This window comes from Deferrivibrio essentukiensis (genome assembly GCF_020480685.1).
Lineage (GTDB): Bacteria > Chrysiogenota > Deferribacteres > Deferribacterales > Deferrivibrionaceae > Deferrivibrio > Deferrivibrio essentukiensis.
Window position 1 is genome coordinate 102,427 of record NZ_JAJAFU010000002.1, and the last position, 17,116, is coordinate 119,542.

Annotated in this window: 16 protein-coding genes; 4 read left to right on the forward strand and 12 right to left on the reverse strand. The window is 34.5% G+C overall.

The window, feature by feature from the left end; genetic code table 11:
* Positions 1–5: 5 nt before the first annotated feature.
* The 12 genes from sppA to LF845_RS01695 form a co-directional block, all read right to left on the reverse strand.
* Positions 6–863 carry a signal peptide peptidase SppA gene (gene sppA, locus LF845_RS01640; protein WP_242819247.1) on the reverse strand — a complete coding sequence of 286 codons (858 nt, stop codon included), beginning with the start codon at positions 861–863 and terminating at the stop codon, positions 6–8.
* A 3-nt stretch (positions 864–866) separates the two neighbouring features.
* On the reverse strand, positions 867–1,841 hold the full coding sequence (locus tag LF845_RS01645; protein ID WP_242819248.1) for a sodium:calcium antiporter: 975 nt from the start codon (positions 1,839–1,841) through the stop codon (positions 867–869).
* A 41-nt stretch (positions 1,842–1,882) separates the two neighbouring features.
* The gene (locus tag LF845_RS01650; protein ID WP_242819249.1) at positions 1,883–3,580 is read right to left on the reverse strand and encodes a S1 RNA-binding domain-containing protein; all 1,698 of its coding nucleotides are present in this window, start codon (positions 3,578–3,580) and stop codon (positions 1,883–1,885) included.
* Positions 3,570–4,418 carry a 4-hydroxy-3-methylbut-2-enyl diphosphate reductase gene (gene ispH, locus LF845_RS01655; protein ID WP_242819250.1) on the reverse strand — a complete coding sequence of 283 codons (849 nt, stop codon included), beginning with the start codon at positions 4,416–4,418 and terminating at the stop codon, positions 3,570–3,572. Before ispH ends, LF845_RS01650 begins: the two co-directional genes overlap by 11 nt.
* Positions 4,418–5,080, reverse strand: coding sequence for a (d)CMP kinase (gene cmk / locus LF845_RS01660; protein WP_242819251.1), 663 nt, complete (start codon positions 5,078–5,080; stop codon positions 4,418–4,420). Before cmk ends, ispH begins: the two co-directional genes overlap by 1 nt.
* Positions 5,081–5,122: 42 nt before the next feature.
* Positions 5,123–6,403, reverse strand: coding sequence for a 3-phosphoshikimate 1-carboxyvinyltransferase (gene aroA, locus LF845_RS01665; RefSeq protein ID WP_242819252.1), 1,281 nt, complete (start codon positions 6,401–6,403; stop codon positions 5,123–5,125).
* A complete protein-coding gene (locus LF845_RS01670; RefSeq protein ID WP_242819253.1) occupies positions 6,400–7,233 on the reverse strand; it encodes a prephenate dehydrogenase in 834 nt (277 codons plus the stop codon). The genes aroA and LF845_RS01670 overlap by 4 nt, the downstream gene beginning before the upstream one ends.
* A gap of 6 nt (positions 7,234–7,239) precedes the next feature.
* A complete protein-coding gene (gene aroF, locus LF845_RS01675; RefSeq protein ID WP_242819254.1) occupies positions 7,240–8,259 on the reverse strand; it encodes a 3-deoxy-7-phosphoheptulonate synthase in 1,020 nt (339 codons plus the stop codon).
* A 3-nt stretch (positions 8,260–8,262) separates the two neighbouring features.
* The gene (gene hisC, locus LF845_RS01680) at positions 8,263–9,360 is read right to left on the reverse strand and encodes a histidinol-phosphate transaminase (protein ID WP_242819255.1); all 1,098 of its coding nucleotides are present in this window, start codon (positions 9,358–9,360) and stop codon (positions 8,263–8,265) included.
* The gene (pheA, locus tag LF845_RS01685; RefSeq protein ID WP_242819256.1) at positions 9,357–10,427 is read right to left on the reverse strand and encodes a prephenate dehydratase; all 1,071 of its coding nucleotides are present in this window, start codon (positions 10,425–10,427) and stop codon (positions 9,357–9,359) included. The genes hisC and pheA overlap by 4 nt, the downstream gene beginning before the upstream one ends.
* A gap of 365 nt (positions 10,428–10,792) precedes the next feature.
* Positions 10,793–11,056: a DUF167 domain-containing protein gene (locus LF845_RS01690; protein ID WP_242819257.1), complete on the reverse strand. Its 264-nt coding sequence runs from the start codon at positions 11,054–11,056 to the stop codon at positions 10,793–10,795.
* The gene (locus LF845_RS01695; RefSeq protein WP_242819258.1) at positions 11,046–12,983 is read right to left on the reverse strand and encodes a P-loop NTPase; all 1,938 of its coding nucleotides are present in this window, start codon (positions 12,981–12,983) and stop codon (positions 11,046–11,048) included. The genes LF845_RS01690 and LF845_RS01695 overlap by 11 nt, the downstream gene beginning before the upstream one ends.
* A gap of 59 nt (positions 12,984–13,042) precedes the next feature.
* Between LF845_RS01695 and argC the strand changes: the two genes are divergently transcribed.
* From argC to gatB, 4 genes are read left to right on the forward strand one after another with little or no spacing between them, the layout of a single operon-like run.
* Positions 13,043–14,044 carry an N-acetyl-gamma-glutamyl-phosphate reductase gene (gene argC / locus LF845_RS01700; RefSeq protein WP_242819259.1) on the forward strand — a complete coding sequence of 334 codons (1,002 nt, stop codon included), beginning with the start codon at positions 13,043–13,045 and terminating at the stop codon, positions 14,042–14,044.
* Positions 14,041–15,261 (forward strand): bifunctional glutamate N-acetyltransferase/amino-acid acetyltransferase ArgJ, encoded by a 1,221-nt coding sequence (argJ, locus tag LF845_RS01705; protein ID WP_242819260.1) that lies wholly within the window; start codon positions 14,041–14,043, stop codon positions 15,259–15,261. Before argC ends, argJ begins: the two co-directional genes overlap by 4 nt.
* 3 nt (positions 15,262–15,264) lie before the next feature.
* Entirely contained in the window at positions 15,265–15,630 is a 366-nt protein-coding gene (locus LF845_RS01710; RefSeq protein ID WP_242819261.1) for a gamma-glutamylcyclotransferase family protein, read from the forward strand.
* Between the two features lie 43 nt (positions 15,631–15,673).
* Complete coding sequence (gene gatB, locus LF845_RS01715; RefSeq protein WP_242819262.1) at positions 15,674–17,110, forward strand: Asp-tRNA(Asn)/Glu-tRNA(Gln) amidotransferase subunit GatB; 1,437 nt, start codon at positions 15,674–15,676, stop codon at positions 17,108–17,110.
* Positions 17,111–17,116 lie beyond the last annotated feature (6 nt).

Genomic DNA, 17,116 nt, shown 5'->3' on the forward strand with positions numbered 1-17,116 from the left:
ATTTATTACCCTTCAAAAAGATAGTATAGGTAATTTTTATTTTCCATCTTGTTTCTAAAATATGTTGCTGTTTCGGTAAGCCTTTCAAGTAAATTATCCTTGTTAGTATCAAAATAAAGCTCTGCATCCGGAATATTGTAATGTTTTTTCATATCCTCAAATGCGTCTAAATAAGTCCCAAGCTCATCTATCAGCCCAATCTTTTTGGCAACACTTCCAACTATTATTCTGCCATCAGCATAATCAAGCAAAGTCTCTTTCTTTATCTTTCTCGAACTTAAAATATCACTCACAAATTGATTGTATACTTCCATTATAGAATCTTGAAGAAGTTTAATCTCCTCTTTAGTCATCTCTCTGTTTGGTGAGCCGATATCCTTGAATTTACCCGATTTTATAGTTTGAAAATCTATCCCTATTTTTTCGTAAAGCCCTTTCATATTGGGAAACTTAATAATTACCCCTATACTTCCTGTTATCGTGCCCGGTAAAGCATATATTTTATCAGCTGCAATGGAAACATAATATCCACCTGAAGCAGCAAGAGATTGCATCGCTACAAATACAGGTTTATCAAGATTTTTAATATATCTGTAAATTTCCTGACTCGGAGCAACCCCTCCACCAGGGGAGTTTACTCTAAGAATAAACCCTTTCACTTTCTCATTCTTATTATATTTTTTTAACTTGTTGATTATGGTATCCGATTCATAAATTACATCTTGTAAGTCTATAACAACTATTTTATTTTTGGAAAACTCACTTACATCATTTCCAGTATAGTAGAGTATCGCAGAAAAGATAAATCCCACAATAAAGATAACAAAAATAAGTTTAAATAATCTTTTGCCCCATTTTTTCATCCACTAACCTCTGACAATTATAGTAGAGTATACCACATAAAATAAAAGAATATAGACAGAATATAAAGAAATATGTCCAAATCTGAACTTTGAAAGTTTGTCCTGTTGTATACCTAATACTGCAATTAGCACAATAATTGCTGAAGATATTGCTGCAATAAGATTTATTTTGCTAGCAGCAGTAAAAATATCCCCTTTTTTGTAAAATATATCAGCAATAGGTATAATTGTAATATTAAAAACATTTGAGCCAAATAAATTTCCGATAGCCATATTAGGTGAGCCAACCTTGATTGCACCAACACATGCTGAAACTTCAGGCAAAGATGTCACCAGTGCAAGTAAAAATGAACCAACTACCGTCCTACCAAGACCGGTAACAGCAGCTATTTCATCTGCACTCTTACTTAGAAGAAGCCCGGCAAATACAATTATTGACGCCATAAACATAAACATAAATACAGCTCTGTTCAGGCTAATTTCCATGCCTTCATCTTCAATCTCAGAGTCACTCATATCAATTGTCCTGTAAGCACTGTACATTGAAAGGATATAGATTATAAATATAGCAAGGCTAATCCCGCTTATAACACCAAATAATTTTATATTCAATAAAAAGCCAAATGCTGATATAAGTGGTAAAAGTATTGCAAATGATGCCGTGACTATATTTGATAAACTGACACTTTTAAACACACTATCCTTTTTAAAAAGTGCATCAAGAAAGAATATAATCAGAATATTAAACATATTTGAGCCATAGACATTGCCAAATACCAAATCAGGGGCATCAACAATTGTAACTGCACCAATAGAAGAGATAAGCTCAGGCAGACTTGTAAAAAGAGCCAAAAATGTGACACCTACAAAACTGTGTCCCAAAGGGGTCTTTGATGCTATTACATCCCCATATTTTGAAAGTTTTATCCCACTAAATATCACAAGAAAAGCCGAAATGGCAAAAAGAGCGAAATACATATGATTACCTCAACAAAAAAGGGGCTTATTAAGCCCCTTGATTATTTTATCTCGTCAATCTTCCCTTTTATTAAGGTGCCTAAGTTAAATGTAGAATCCGAATTATCTTCTATCTGCTTTAAATACTCTTTTACTTCACGTTTTTCAGAGTCAAGCTTGTATTTTTTGACTGAAAGCAATATCTCCCTGTTCCTTTTATCAATTTTCAACACAACAACTTTTAAAGTATCCCCTACCTTGCAAAACTCTTCTGGAATAACTTTATTTTCATCAAGCTCTTTAGCAGGAATTATCCCCTTTAAGTCTTTCGGCAATGCAACAACAACATTCTCTTTATTAACTTCAATTACTTCAACATCTAATACTTTACCCGAAGGTAAAAGTTTGTCAATGTCTTTCCAAGGATTTTTCTCAAGCTGTTTTATACCGAGAGAAATTCTTTCTTTATCCTCGTCAATTTTTAGAATTTTAGCAGTAATTTCATCACCTGCTTTGAACTTTTCATTTAAATCCTGAATATCTTCAGTCCAAGAAATATCGATTTTTCTGATAAGACCATCTATATGTGCACCAAAATCTACAAATATACCAAAGTCAGTTACACTTTTAATTTTGCCTGTAACAACTGACCCTTCCGGGTGGTTATTCTTTAAGGTTATCCAAGGATTCTCAGATAACAATTTTAACGACATCAAGACCTTTTTGTGGTCATTATCAACTCCGATAACCTTGCCCTCAACCATATCCCCTCTTTCAAGCTTCACAGAGGAGTTTTTAATCCAGGAAAGCTCTTCTTCAGGGATAAACCCGTCAACACCAGACTCAAGCTCTACGACATAACCCTTCTTTCTTCTGGTCACTACTCTGCCCTTTGCCTCACTCTCCAAAGGATATTTTTCCGCAACTTTATTCCAAGGGTCTTCTTTTAGCTGTTTTAAGCCAAGTTCAATTTTTTTATTTTCTTTATCAACATTTAAAACAACTGTTTCGACTACATCATCTACTTCCAAATATTTTGATGGATGTTTTACCTTTCCCCAATCAATATTGTCTCTATGAAGAAAACCATCCACAGCCCCTATATTTATAAATACACCGTATTCTTTAATTGTTTTTACTTTACCCTTAACTTTGTCCCCTTCTTTAATGGAGTCAAACAGCTCATTCTTTTCCATCTCAGCTGCTTCAACAATATAAAGTTTGTGAGAAGCCAATATACTTTTGCTCTTTCTATCTACCTTTAAAATTTTGCAATTTAAAACTTTGCCGATATAACTTTTACTGTCTTTAATTTTATTCCTGACATCAATATGATTGGAAGGGATAAATACCGAAACTTCACCTACTTTTCCTGTAAACCCTTTGTCATTGAAGTTTTCAATCTTAACGGCGACAGGCTTATTTTTTTCAAACTTTTCAAGAATCTCATCAAAATCTCTCTGCTGATTCAATACTTTTCTTGAAAGTCTGACATAACCACCACCACCCTGGACACCTTCGACCAATGCCTCTATCTCATCGCCAACCTTGACTGTAAGCTCTCCATTGTTTTCAAGCTCACTTTTATCTATTACACCTTCAGATTTATAACCAATATTAACTAAAATATCTGTACCATTTATTGCAACCACCGACCCTTTTACAATACTCCCCTTAGACGGCGGATTGAGAGAATCCTCAAGCATAGACTCGAAGTCCTCAAATTTCATTTCATTGTTCATCCCATTGTTATCCTGCATGTTCAACCTCTTTTAAAAATTCTATAACCTCATCTATCAAAAATTTAGGAGTGCTTGCTCCAGCGGTTATGCCAATGTTTTCTACCCCTATAAGGTCGGATTTGTCAATCTCGTCCTTTGTCTCAATATGAAACACTTTGGGGCATATATCTTTGCAAATTTCATAAAGTCTCGTGGTGTTTCCACTATTTTTACCACCGATTACATACATTATATCTGAAATTAAAGCAACCTTTTTTGCAGCTTCCTGTCTCTGGTCAGTGGCATTGCATATAGTATTAACTATTTTAAGCTCGTTACACTTTGACTTCAAGGCATCTACTACCATGTCAAACTTGGCTTTATTCTGGGTAGTCTGAGCCACCACACCAATTTTATCGTGAAATCCAACATATCTTTCTACTTCATCACTATTTTCAACAACTACAAATCCATTATTTGCATAACTTACTATCCCTTTTACTTCCGGATGCTCCTTTTCGCCAAAAACAACCAAAAAATAGCCACTGCTACTTAGTATCGAAACTTGTCGCTGAGCCCTTGTCACAAATGGACATGTCGCATCCACAACACTTATTTTATTGTCTTTTAATTTATCCATATGTTGTTTGGGGATACCGTGAGAGCGGATTACCACAACATCATCTTTTTCGACATCTTCAACACTCTTTTTGACATTTACGCCCTTTTCTTCAAGCTTTTTAACTAATTGAGGATTATGAATAATAGGACCAAGTGTATACACACGCCCACCTTTATCAGACGTTTCCTCTACAATTTTTATTGCCCTTTCCACTCCAAAGCAGAAGCCTGAATAATCAGCTACTATAATATTCATTAATCCAACACTCTCTCTAATATTTTATTTGCAACTTCATCAATAGTCATATTGCTTGTATCTATTAAAATAGCATCATCAGCTTTTCTAAGTGGTGCAATTTCTCTATTCATATCTTCAAAATCCCTCTTTATTACACTTCGTAAAACATCCTCAAAATTCACATCTTCACCTTTGTCTTTAAGTTCATCAAAACGTCTTTTAGCTCTCTCTTCTGCTGAAGCATCAAGATAAAATTTATATTCAGCATCAGGGATTACCACTGTGCCTATATCCCGCCCGTCCATTATAACATCATTTTTAGATGCAATTTCCTGCTGCTTTCTTGTCAATATTTCTCGTACTTCTTTTATCTTTGAAGTCTCAGGCACTTTTGCCGTAACCTCAGCACCTCGTATCTCATCCGTAACATCAAGTTCATCTGAATCTATCTCTAAAATTACTCGCTGACACTGTCCATCTTTTCTAAAAAGTATGTCGCAATTTTGAAGTTTATCTACAAGGGAAGCATCATCTAAAGCATATTTTATACTTATATAAGCACAAGCCCTGTACATTGCACCTGTGTCGATATAAATTAAATTTAACTTTTCAGCTATTATTTTTGAAATAGTGCTTTTACCACTTCCTGCTGGTCCATCAACAGCAATTCTTAAAGGCATTTAACTTTCTCACAAAATTTGTTTCATATTTATAAATAGCTGTTATTTCAAACTCAAGCTATCAACCTTACTGATAAAATCTGGAAAAGATACATCAATTGAATCTATTTCGTCAATACTAAGTTGCCCAAATCTTTTTGACAAAAGGATATTTATCATAGCAATTCTATGGTCATCAAAGGATTTCAAGTTGGCCTTTTTATTTATTTCTTTCAAAGAATAAACTTTTAAGCCGTCATCAAACTCCTCCACCTCAGCCCCGATTTCCCTTAAATTATAAACCATTGCTTTTATTCTATCAGACTCTTTAACCCTTAACTCTTCAGCACCTCTTATTTCAATTGGGGTTTTGGAAAATAATCCTAAGGCAGAAATCATAGGAATTTCATCTATAATGTTAGCGACAATATCTCCATCTATTTTTATCCCTTCAAATTCTTGATGCTGAATAAAAATATCTCCAAAAGGGTCGCCTATGTCAGATTTTAAATTAACTTCAAAATTAACACCCATACCTTTTAAAATATCAAGCATTCCACATCTTGTAGAGTTAAGTCCAACATTTTTGATCAAAATCTCTGCATTTTCAAACATTAAAGCAGCACCAAGGAAGAAAGCAGCTGATGAAAAATCACCCGGCACACTTATTTCACAAGGCTTTAACCTATCCACAGGATTTATCTCAATCTTTAAGCCGTCAATTTTCAAGTCAACGCCATAAGATTTGAGCATTAATTCAGTATGATTTCTTGTAACAGCCTGCTCTGTATAAATAGTTTTGGAATCAGCCTGAAGACCTGCTAAAATAATTGCACTTTTTACCTGGGCACTTTTTACTTTTCCAACGATATCTGCACCCTTCAACTGTCTTGGGATAATAGTAAGAGGCAAAAATCTGTTATTTTCTCTGGCTACAATATAAGCACCAAGTTTACCAAGAGGTTCAATAACTCTACCCATCGGTCTTTTCCTAAGAGAATTATCTCCGGTAAGAACAAAGTATTTATTTTGGCCGGCAAAAAGTCCGGTTAAAAGCCGAGCAGTCGTGCCTGAGTTTTCGCAATTTATTATATCATTTGGCTCGATGAAGTTTCTAAACCCTTCAGATTCTATAATAAAGCCATTGTCTATCTCAATAAATTTCGCTCCCACAGCTGCAAGAGCTGCTTTTGTTGCAAGAGTATCTCTTGATAGGAGGGGATTTAATACCTTACTCTTCCCCTCAGCCATAGCTGACAAAATAAATGCTCTATGTGATATTGACTTATCTGACGGTACAACTATTTCACCTTTTAACGTATTCACCTTTTCAAAACTTATCATAGCGCTTCCCTCAACCCTTTAACCTTTGAAATCATGCTTTTCATTAGGTCGTAATCGTTTGATTTTATAGCATTTTTCCATTTTGTAAGCTCCTCAATATATCTATCAATCAGCTGCTGTAGGTTGTCACTGTTATCAAAAAATATATCTGACCACATCGTAGGGTTACTTTTTGCAATCCGTGTAAAATCTCTAAACCCGCCTCCAGTAAAACTAAATGCCAATGAATCTTCATTTTCAACAAAATCTATCAAAGAAAAAGCTATTAAGTGTGGAAAGTGACTGATAAGACCAAATATTTTATCATGCCTATCTACATCCATAACATTCACTTTCATACCTATTTGACTGTGCAGATTTTTAAGTGCACCTAAAAACTCTTTCTGCTCTGAGTCTATCAAAATATGGTAAGCATTTTTAAAGATATCTGCTTCTGAGTTTTCAAAGCCTGATACCTCTTTTCCTGCAATAGGGTGCCCGCCGACAAAGTTGAGATTTAAATCTTTTGCTTTCTCACAAATGCTTTTCTTAGTGCTGCAACCGTCAGTAATAAATGTAGTTACCTTTTTGCCCCCAAGATATTCTAAAAATTTCAAAGCCGAATTAACAGGCAAACAAATATAAATAAGATCAAGTTCAAAATTTAAAAACTCATCTTCGTTATCGGTCAGCCCTTCAAAGATAAATGACTCAGCCGCACTGCCAAGACATTCAACACTTTTATCAAACCCATAAACTTTAATCCCTTGTTCAACAAAAGCCTTTGCAAACGAACCACCGATAAGCCCAAGTCCGGCTATCCCTATTTTATTAAAATGAATATTTTCCAAAATAACTTATTCCTCTATATGTTTTTCAACTGTAGCAGCAATAATTTTTATTCGCTTCATCAAAATATCAAACTCTTCAGGAGTAATTGATTGATCACCGTCACTCATAGCCTCAGATGGTTTTGGATGCACTTCAATCATTAATCCATCAGCTCCTGCTGCAATAGCAGCTTGTGCCATCGGCAAAATACAATCCCTTCTCCCTGTGCCATGGCTTGGGTCAACCACAATTGGCAAATGACTCATCCCTTTAATTACAGGCACTGCAGACAAGTCTAAAAGGTTTCTTGTTTCACTGTCAAAGCTTCTTATGCCTCTTTCGCAAAGGATTATATTATAATTTCCTTCAGATGCAATGTATTCAGCAGCCATCAAAAACTCTTTAATGGTAGCACAAATCCCTCTCTTGAGCATGCAAGGGATATTAGACTTACCCACCTCTTTTAACAGCCTGAAATTTTGCATATTTCTTGCACCGATTTGAATTATATCGGTGTATTTTCCAACCGCATCAAGGTCTCTAGGGTCCATAAGTTCAGTTATTACAAGCATATTATATTCATCAGCAGCTTCTCTTAAGTATTTCAAACCTTCCTCTCCAAGCCCCTGAAAAGCATAAGGAGAAGTCCTTGGTTTAAAAGCGCCGCCCCTTAATATCCTCGCACCTGATGCATGCACTCTGGAAGCTACCTCAAAAAGCATCTCCCTGTTTTCCACTGAGCATGGTCCTGCCATTACAACACTGTGCTTGCCGCCAATTTTAAACCCTTTGATATCAAGCACAGAATCTTCTTTTTTAAATTCACTGCTGACAAGTTTAAAAGGTTTAAATACAGGGACAACTTTTTCAACTCCGGGAAAAGAGCTTAATGGCTTATCCCTTAAGACCGATTCATCCCCTACAAGCCCTATAACAGTTTTGCCTTCATTCAAGTATATATGTGTTTTAAATCCATATGAGTTAAGCTTTTCTACCAAAAAATCAACGTCAGCCTGACTTACACCGTTTTTCAAAACTATAATCATAGGTTATCTTCCTAATATTTTTTTCAATTTTTCTATAAAAAATTTATTTTCTTCTTCTGTGCCTATGGACACCCTTACATATTCCGCAAGCCCTGGCCCTAAAAATCTTACAATTACCCCCTCTTTCAACAAATCATCAAATATCTTCTTACCGTCTCCAACATTTACAAGGATAAAATTAGCCTGAGTAGGGATATACTCCAAGCCAAGATTTTCAAATTCTTTATAAAGATATGCCTTACCTTCTCTATTGGTCTTTATGGACTTTCTAAGGAAATCATTATCGTCTAACGCTGCTTCAGCTGCAATCTGAGCAAGCATATTTACGTTAAAAGGCTGCCTTACCCTGTTTAACATATCTATAGCCTCACTATCACCAACAGCATAACCTATCCTAAAAGCGGCAAGGCCATAGGCCTTTGAAAATGTTCTCATTACTATTAGATTTTTATACTTTTTCATTAGTTTTAGGGAATTTGGATAATCCCCTGCGTCAACATATTCTATATAAGCCTCATCAAGTGCCACAATTTTATCCTCTGAAATACTTTCAAGAAAATCTACAAGCGCTTCTTCACTAAAATACGTCCCGGTCGGATTATTTGGATTTGCCAAAAAAACTATTCTTGTTTTTTCGGTAATACTATTTTTTAGCCCTTCAAAATCCACTTCAAACCCATCTTTCATCTTTACCCATTCACACTTACTGCCAGCTGCCTGTGCAATTATTCCGTAAACAGAGAAAGAAGGAGCATAAGACAGGACAGTTTCACCATCTTTAACAAAAGTCCTGATTAAAAGCTCAATAATTTCATTTGAGCCTGTGCCAAAAATAAGCTCCTCTTTTTTGACCGAAAGCTTATTAGCAAGCTTCTCTCTTAGATAATAAGCATCACCAAGCGGATACCTGTTCATTTCATCTAAATTATCTATTATAGCCTTCTTGGCTTTTTCTGGAATCCCAAGCGGATTTTCATTAGAAGCAAGCTTTACTGCTTTTTTGATTCCAAGTTCCCTTTCAAGCTCTTTTATAGGTTTACCCGGCTGATAAGGCACCAAGTCTACAATATTTTTCCCCGCTAATTTTTTGTAATCTATCATTTTTCCCCCTTTGGATATGATCCTAAAATTTTAAAGAAAGATACCTCATTACTAAACTTATCTATAGCATCTTTTATCTTTTTATCTTTATAATGTCCATCTATATCTACATAAAATACATATTCCCACGCTTTCATTTTAGATGGTCTCGACTCGATTTTTGTCATATTTATCTCATTTTCTGAAAAAGATTTTAAGGCTGAATATAGCGAGCCTGCCCTGTGGGCTACTGAAAACACAAGGGACGTTTTATCCTTTCCGGTCATTTCAGGTTCAAAATTGCCTATAATTAAAAACCTCGTATAATTGTTTGTAAAATCTTCTATATTTTTATTAACTATTTTTAGACCGTAAACAAGCTCAGACATTTCAGATGCTATCGCAGCAGAAGTCTCATCCTTTGACGCAATCTCTGCAGCCTTTGCGGTTGATTCTACCTCAATTATTGGAATACTTCCTGCCTCCCTTGAAAGCCACTTACGGCACTGAGCTATCGCATGAGGGTGAGAATATATCCTTTTTATATCTTCAAGCTTACCTGTTTTATTCATCAAATGATGACTTACCTCTAAAAATACTTCACCACAAATTTTCAAGTTTGAACTCATAAACATGTCAAGAGCATGATTAACAACTCCCTCAAGGGAATTTTCAATGGGAATAATACCATAGTCACACCTTTTTTTCTCCACATCTTCAAATACCTCAGGGATACTTCTAGAAGGCAATAACTTTGCAGACAAACCAAAGTGCTTTATCCCTGCAAGGTGCGTAAAGGTGCCTTCAGGCCCGAGGTAAGCAATTTTTTGCACCTCTTCAAGAGAGAGTGATGCCGATATAATTTCCCTAAATACACTCTTTAAAGACTCATTTGGAAATGGTCCTGAATTAATCGCTTTCAACCTTTCATAGATTGCCTTCTCCCTTGACGGCACATAAAGAGGTTTGTTTTGCGACTGTTTAATCTTACCTATTTCAATAACACAACGGGCTCTTTCATTTAGCAGTTCGAGTATCTTTTCGTCAATATTGTCAATCTGTTGTCTTAACTCGTCAATACTTTTCATATAACATTCCTATTTATTTTTTAGAAAAATACCAAAAAGTTAAAAAATATTCAACTTTTTTTAGTTTGACATGAAAAAATACTATAATATCAATGGACTAAATTTAAAACACTCTTTTATAAGATTTTAAGAATATATTTTGTAAGATGGTAGCAAAAAATTTAACAAAACTTAACAGTAAATTATAGAAATTTTTAAAATAAAAATGTTATTTGTTTGCTATAATTTAATTTGTTATTGACTTAAAAAAATAAATAAATATCTTAGGACTCAAGATTTAGGACATCCTCCCAATAGTAATAGATTAACTCCCCCAAACTTGCCCCTTTTAAAGGGGCATTTTATTTATCCTAAACTTTACAGTTTTATTTAGTCAGTGCATCTATGATATCGTTTATAGATACATCCAAAGGGATTTGAATCAACTTATCCCGACTATGCTCACCTACCAATATATTAACAGCACTTTTCTTCAAATTAAGCTTTTTCGAAATAAATTTTATTAATTCCTTATTAGCGGCACCGTCTACCGGAGGAGCGCATAGCTTAATTTTTAGAATATCATCGTTATAAAATCCCACACACTCTGTCTTTTTTGCTGAAGGCTGAACATGAAGCTTAATTTTCATCAGGATATGTGACAATTCCGGCGTCTTTATAATAAGCACTATTTAATAGAAGTGACTCCAAAGACCCTTTTATTTTTACATCAGGGCTTAGTACCCCTTCATTCACGAAAAATTCCCCCTCGTTTAAATTTAACAGCAAATAAAGGGATTCGTAGGGGTCAAACTCTTGATAAACAGCATTTATTATATTTCCTTCTCTAATCATTATTTGTCCTGAGTCATTATTGGTAAGTATCTCAACAGTTAAATTTTTTTTCATACCACACAAAAACTGCACTAACTCATGCATATCTATATTACTGACGTCACCTGAGAAATTATTATCACTTAGAATATTTTCACTCTCACCAAGTATACTCTTATACATATTAACAAAATTTTCTATCCGCTTGTAGAATATTTTGGGTAGGTCTACAAATTCAAGTCCATACCTGTTATTATCCCTTATATTTTTAATTTTTGATTTAACATTTTCAATTTTCTTTCCATTAGGTAAAGTAAAACTAATTATTATGGCATCGTTCATATCAAGAGGGTAACTTGTTTCAAGCAATGTACCATTCACACTTAAGTCGTGTAAAACACCAGGAAATGTCTTAATGTTTTTGTAATTCACACTACAAGCTATATTCACCGGGACACGCTTACTCCCACGCAAAGAGTACTCTGTATAATCCTGAGGGTAACTTATTAAAATCAATGATGAATTTGGCTCAATACCTTTTATTAAACCTGTTTCAAACTCGATCAGTTTGTCCTGAAAAAGATATCTTGCCGTGACTTTTTCATAATACTCAAACAACTTCAAGATTTCACGCCTTGATTCAACTATTATGTACTGCCCTAAACTCCAACCTATAATATTTGTCCCGTAAAATCTTTTTTTATCTTCCACCAAAATAAGCTCTGTACCTACAGTAAATTGCCTAAAGATATTCCCCTTTACAAACTCACTTGACCTTTTCCTCAGGTAAAGCTTAAGGGTTTTGTAAAGCCCGTTTATATCTTCCAACATTTTACTCATAGTCTTTTCCATCTGAACGATAAAATACGGGTCATCAACCATAGGCTCAGGTTCCTGAACAGTAGGACTTACTTCCTCTTCATTTTCTAAAAGTGATTTTTCCTCTATAAATTGCTCAAAAAAGTCTGCAATATCATTTTTAGGGACAGTATTTTTTGCTATAACATCGGCATAATACCTAAAAAACCTTGTAGTTTGCGAGTTTGGATAAAGTAGAACAATAGGAATTTGCCTATTAACAGATTCGGTAAAATTCTCATCATCAGGAAGTGGTCCCAAAAGATTTACTTTTATATCCAAAAATTTTTCAACAGTCTCCTTAAACTTATCAAATACATTGTGTGTCTGCACTTTCGATTTGGCTTTATTCACCAGAACATCTATATTTTTATTTATATTTTTACTTTTAAGTACTTTAAGCATTCCATAGGCATCTTTTATGGAAGTAACTTCCGGGACTATTATCAAAATGACAGTATCAGCAAGCTTTATAAAACTTATAACCTCATCAGATACACCCGCTCCCGTATCAATAACAAGAAAATCTGCCTTTTCCTTAAGCTTTGCAATTTCACTAATTATTTTATTTTTATTTTTACTGGTAAGATTAGCTAACTTTGATACCCCTTTCCCTGCAGGAATAATGGAAAAGTTTGGCAGCTCCTTTTTTTTCAATAAGATATCTTCAATGGTAACATCTTCTTCCAATAGATTTTCAATTGTTTTACCAGGGATTTCACCAAATAAAAGGTCAGCATTTCCAAGGGCCAAATCGGCATCCAACAAATAAGTATTATATCCGTATTTAGCAAGGCAAACACTAAGGTTGATACAAAAATTACTTTTTCCAACCCCTCCCTTACCACTTGTAACAGCTAATACTTTACAATTTTTACTTTTCATAATAGAATTATAGCCTATTTTTATAAAGGTTGTAAATATTTTTTAAAAAGGATGCAAATATGCGCGTTGGAATAATCGGAGCAACCGGATACACAGGGTTTGAATTAATCAAAATATTGGCAAGGCATTCTTCTGCTAAAATTTCAGCAGTTACAAGCGATAGCTCAGCCGGTAGCAAAATAAGCAATATATACCCGTATCTTACAAAAATTTGTGATTTAACTCTTGAATCGAATAATTATAATAACATATCAGATAAAGTCGATGCGGTATTTTTGTGTTTGCCACATGGTGCATCCCAGGATGCTGCCAGTTTTTTTTACAAAAAAGGTAAATTGGTAATAGATTTAAGTGCAGATTTTAGGATAAAAGACCAGGCAGTGTATGAAAAAACTTATAATACACCGCATAATGCTGCCGATATTCTTGAGCAAAGTGTTTATGGGATACCTGAAATATTTTATAATGAAATAAAACAGGCACGGCTAATTGCAAACCCTGGTTGTTACCCTACTTCTGTAATCGTCCCACTATTTCCACTGCTTAAAGAGAGGGTTGTTGATAATAATTTTATTGTAGCAGATTCTAAGTCAGGGGTAAGCGGAGCTGGAAAAAATCCTAGTGCAAAAACACATTTTTGTGAAGTAAATGAAGATTTTAAGCCCTACGGAATTTTTTCCCACAGGCATAACCCTGAAATAGATTTTATCCTTTCAAAAGCTCTAAATAATACGCATATTACATTCACGCCTCACTTACTCCCCGTTAACAGAGGGATAGAAAGTACAATTTATCTAAAAAAAACAAGCAATATAAAATTAAAAACCATCCTTGAAGATTACTATAAAAACTCTATATTCGTAAGGGTAAGAAAGGACGACTCAATCCCAACCATTAAGGATGTATCCGGGACAAATTTCGTGGATATAAACATTTTTGAAGAAGGAAATATTGTAATTATAGTAAGCTGTATCGACAATCTTATTAAAGGTGCGAGCGGTCAGGCAGTGCAAAATATGAACATAGCTGCCGGCTTTGATGAAAAGGACGGACTTTTATGAAAAATCAGTTTAACGAAATTAAAAACGGTGGGGTATGCACACCTATCGGTTTCAGCTCTGCAGGAATTTCTGCTGATATTAAAGGTAAAAACAGTACAAAAAAGGATTTAGGGATACTTTTAAGTGAGTCCCCCTGTACTGTAGCTGCAACTTTTACGGAAAACAGAGTCAAAGCTGCCCCGGTAATTGTCTGTAAAGATTTACTCACCAAAAATGACGAGTTTAGAGGAATAATCGTAAATAGCGGCAACGCAAATGCCTGCACGGGTAAGCAAGGAATAGAAAATACGCTTAACATTATTAAGCATTATGAAAATAAATTAAAATTACCACCCAACTCACTTTTAATGGCTTCAACAGGTGTGATAGGAAATCAACTGCCTGCCAATAAGTTTATTGATAAGTCGAATGAATTAATAGAAAATATTGAAGATTATCACGACGGCTTTAATGAAGCTATTATGACCACAGACTCCTATTCCAAAAGCATTGCTGTCCTTGTAGAAACTGAAAACGGTGCATATGTAATAGGTGGTGCGGCAAAAGGTGCCGGAATGATATCTCCATCTATGGCCACTATGTTGGCATTTATCACTACCGATGCATTAATCGACAAAAATACTCTATCAAAAGCGTTAAGCAATGCAGTAGGAAATAGCTTTAACAAAATTACTGTTGACGGGGATATGAGTACAAACGACTCTGTTTATATTTTTGCCAATGGACTCAGTGGGATAGCAATTAATTCCGCTGACGACTTAAAAAAGTTTGAAGCTGCTTTGACTTTCGTATGCCTGACTCTTGCAAAAATGATAGTAAAAGATGGTGAAGGCGCAACTAAACTTGTAGAAATAGAAATTAAAAATGCTAAAACTGAGGAAGATGCTAAAAAATGTGCTTTTAAAATAGCGAATTCTCCACTCGTTAAAACTATGTTTTTCGGCGCTGATCCAAACTGGGGAAGACTTTTGGCGTCAGTGGGAGCATCACTAATAGAGATTGATCCGGATAACATTGATATATATTTTAACAAACTACACTATGTGTCAAAATCGACAATTATTGATGTTAATATTGAAAATAAAGCTCACGAAATTATGAAAAACAACGAGTACAAAATAACAATTGACTTAAACGTAGGAAAAAAATCTTTTAGTGTCTACACTTGCGACTTGACATATGAATATGTAAAAATTAATACTGATTACAGGACATAATAGATGAAATTTGTAGATAAAATCTTTTTTTACGGGCAATTAAAATCTGACGGTATTTTCTTCCCTATGTATAAAAAGTATGTTTTAAACATTGAAAAAGGTTATACATACGGAACTCTTTACAAATATCAAAACAGACCTGTTTATATTCCTCAGGGGAATAATAAAATTCATGGGGAAATTTTAACTTTTTTCAACACAAAAGCAGTGTTTAAGCTCCTTGATAATGTGGAATACTACCTAAAGCGTGTTTTGGGGAAGTGCTATAGAGCACATAATGACTCGTGCATTGATGCGTATATTTATATAATTGAAGATGTAGATAAAAGCGAATTGTCGGAAATCGCTACCGGCATTTGGGTAAATTAAAAATAATTTATATTAAATAGATATTATAAAGGAGTCTTTAGATATGGATTTTGAAGCGGTTATCGGTTTGGAGGTTCATGTTCAGCTTGGAACTGATTCAAAAATATTTTGCAGTTGCTCTACAAAATTTGGTTCTCAGTCAAATTCAAATGTTTGCCCTGTATGTCTTGGGATGCCGGGGGTGTTGCCCGTTTTAAATAAAAAAGTAGTTGAATACACCACAAAAGCGGGACTTGCATTAAACTGCAGAATAAACAAAAAAAATATCTTTGCCAGAAAAAATTACTTTTATCCTGATTTGCCAAAAGGTTATCAAATATCTCAATATGAGTTGCCTATTTGTGAGCATGGATATATCGATATAAACATTGACGGCAAAGTAAAAAGAATAGGTATAACAAGAATACATATGGAAGAAGATGCCGGAAAATCAATACACGGCGAAAATCTCGGAGACTCTTCTTCGAGCTTTATCGATTTAAACAGGACAGGTGTACCCCTTATGGAAATAGTCAGTGAACCTGACATGAGAAGCGGAGAGGAAGCTAAAGAGTATTTGCAAAAGCTCAAATCTATACTTGAATATATAGAAGTCTCTGACTGCAATATGGAAGAAGGCTCACTAAGATGTGATGCCAATATTTCAGTGCGTCCAGTTGGCCAAAAAGAGTTTGGCACAAAAACAGAAATAAAAAATATGAATTCATTTAAAAATGTTCAAAAAGCTATCGAATATGAGATAAAAAGACAAATCAAAGTAATAAAAGAAGGCGGGAAAATAGTCCAGGAAACAAGGCTATGGGACCCGGATAAAAATGTAACAATTTCGATGCGAAGCAAAGAAGAAGCTCATGACTACAGATATTTTCCAGACCCTGATTTGGTACCTTTAGTACTTGATGACGATTTTATTGAAAGTATAAGAGAAACTCTCCCAATTTTACCAGATGAATTAAAAGAAAAATTTATCAACGATTATAGACTGCCGGAATATGATGCATCTGTATTAACCAGTGTAAAATCTTATGCAACATACTTTGAAGAAACAGTTAATCTCGTAAATAGCCCTAAAAAAGTGTCAAACTGGATAATGTCAGAACTATTGAGAGTGGTAAACGATAAAGGCTGTGACATTTTTGATGCAGGGATAACTCCGGAATACCTTGCAGAAATCGTAAAACTAATTGATGAAGGTAAGATAAGCGGTAAAATTGCAAAAGATGTTTTTGAAGAAGTGATTGAAACTGGCAAAAATCCTTCAGTTATTATTGAAGAAAAGGGGCTGGTGCAGATATCAGATGACAGTGAGCTTGAGTCAATAATATGTAAAATCATAGAAAACTCTCCAAAAGAAGCCGAACGTTTTAGAAATGGTGAACAAAAATTGATGGGATTTTTTGTTGGCCAAGTAATGAAAGAGACAAAAGGGAAAGCTAATCCAAAGCTGGTCAATGAAATTATAAATAAACTATTATCATAAGTATTA

Coding starts and splice junctions, on each gene's coding strand:
- sppA (WP_242819247.1), bottom strand. CDS start 863: ATGAAAAAATGGGGCAAAAGATTATTTAAACTTATTTTTGTTATCTTT.
- LF845_RS01645 (WP_242819248.1), bottom strand. CDS start 1,841: ATGTATTTCGCTCTTTTTGCCATTTCGGCTTTTCTTGTGATATTTAGT.
- LF845_RS01650 (WP_242819249.1), bottom strand. CDS start 3,580: ATGCAGGATAACAATGGGATGAACAATGAAATGAAATTTGAGGACTTC.
- ispH (WP_242819250.1), bottom strand. CDS start 4,418: ATGAATATTATAGTAGCTGATTATTCAGGCTTCTGCTTTGGAGTGGAA.
- cmk (WP_242819251.1), bottom strand. CDS start 5,080: ATGCCTTTAAGAATTGCTGTTGATGGACCAGCAGGAAGTGGTAAAAGC.
- aroA (WP_242819252.1), bottom strand. CDS start 6,403: ATGATAAGTTTTGAAAAGGTGAATACGTTAAAAGGTGAAATAGTTGTA.
- aroF (WP_242819254.1), bottom strand. CDS start 8,259: ATGATTATAGTTTTGAAAAACGGTGTAAGTCAGGCTGACGTTGATTTT.
- hisC (WP_242819255.1), bottom strand. CDS start 9,360: ATGATAGATTACAAAAAATTAGCGGGGAAAAATATTGTAGACTTGGTG.
- pheA (WP_242819256.1), bottom strand. CDS start 10,427: ATGAAAAGTATTGACGAGTTAAGACAACAGATTGACAATATTGACGAA.
- LF845_RS01690 (WP_242819257.1), bottom strand. CDS start 11,056: ATGAAAATTAAGCTTCATGTTCAGCCTTCAGCAAAAAAGACAGAGTGT.
- LF845_RS01695 (WP_242819258.1), bottom strand. CDS start 12,983: ATGAAAAGTAAAAATTGTAAAGTATTAGCTGTTACAAGTGGTAAGGGA.
- argC (WP_242819259.1), top strand. CDS start 13,043: ATGCGCGTTGGAATAATCGGAGCAACCGGATACACAGGGTTTGAATTA.
- argJ (WP_242819260.1), top strand. CDS start 14,041: ATGAAAAATCAGTTTAACGAAATTAAAAACGGTGGGGTATGCACACCT.
- LF845_RS01710 (WP_242819261.1), top strand. CDS start 15,265: ATGAAATTTGTAGATAAAATCTTTTTTTACGGGCAATTAAAATCTGAC.
- gatB (WP_242819262.1), top strand. CDS start 15,674: ATGGATTTTGAAGCGGTTATCGGTTTGGAGGTTCATGTTCAGCTTGGA.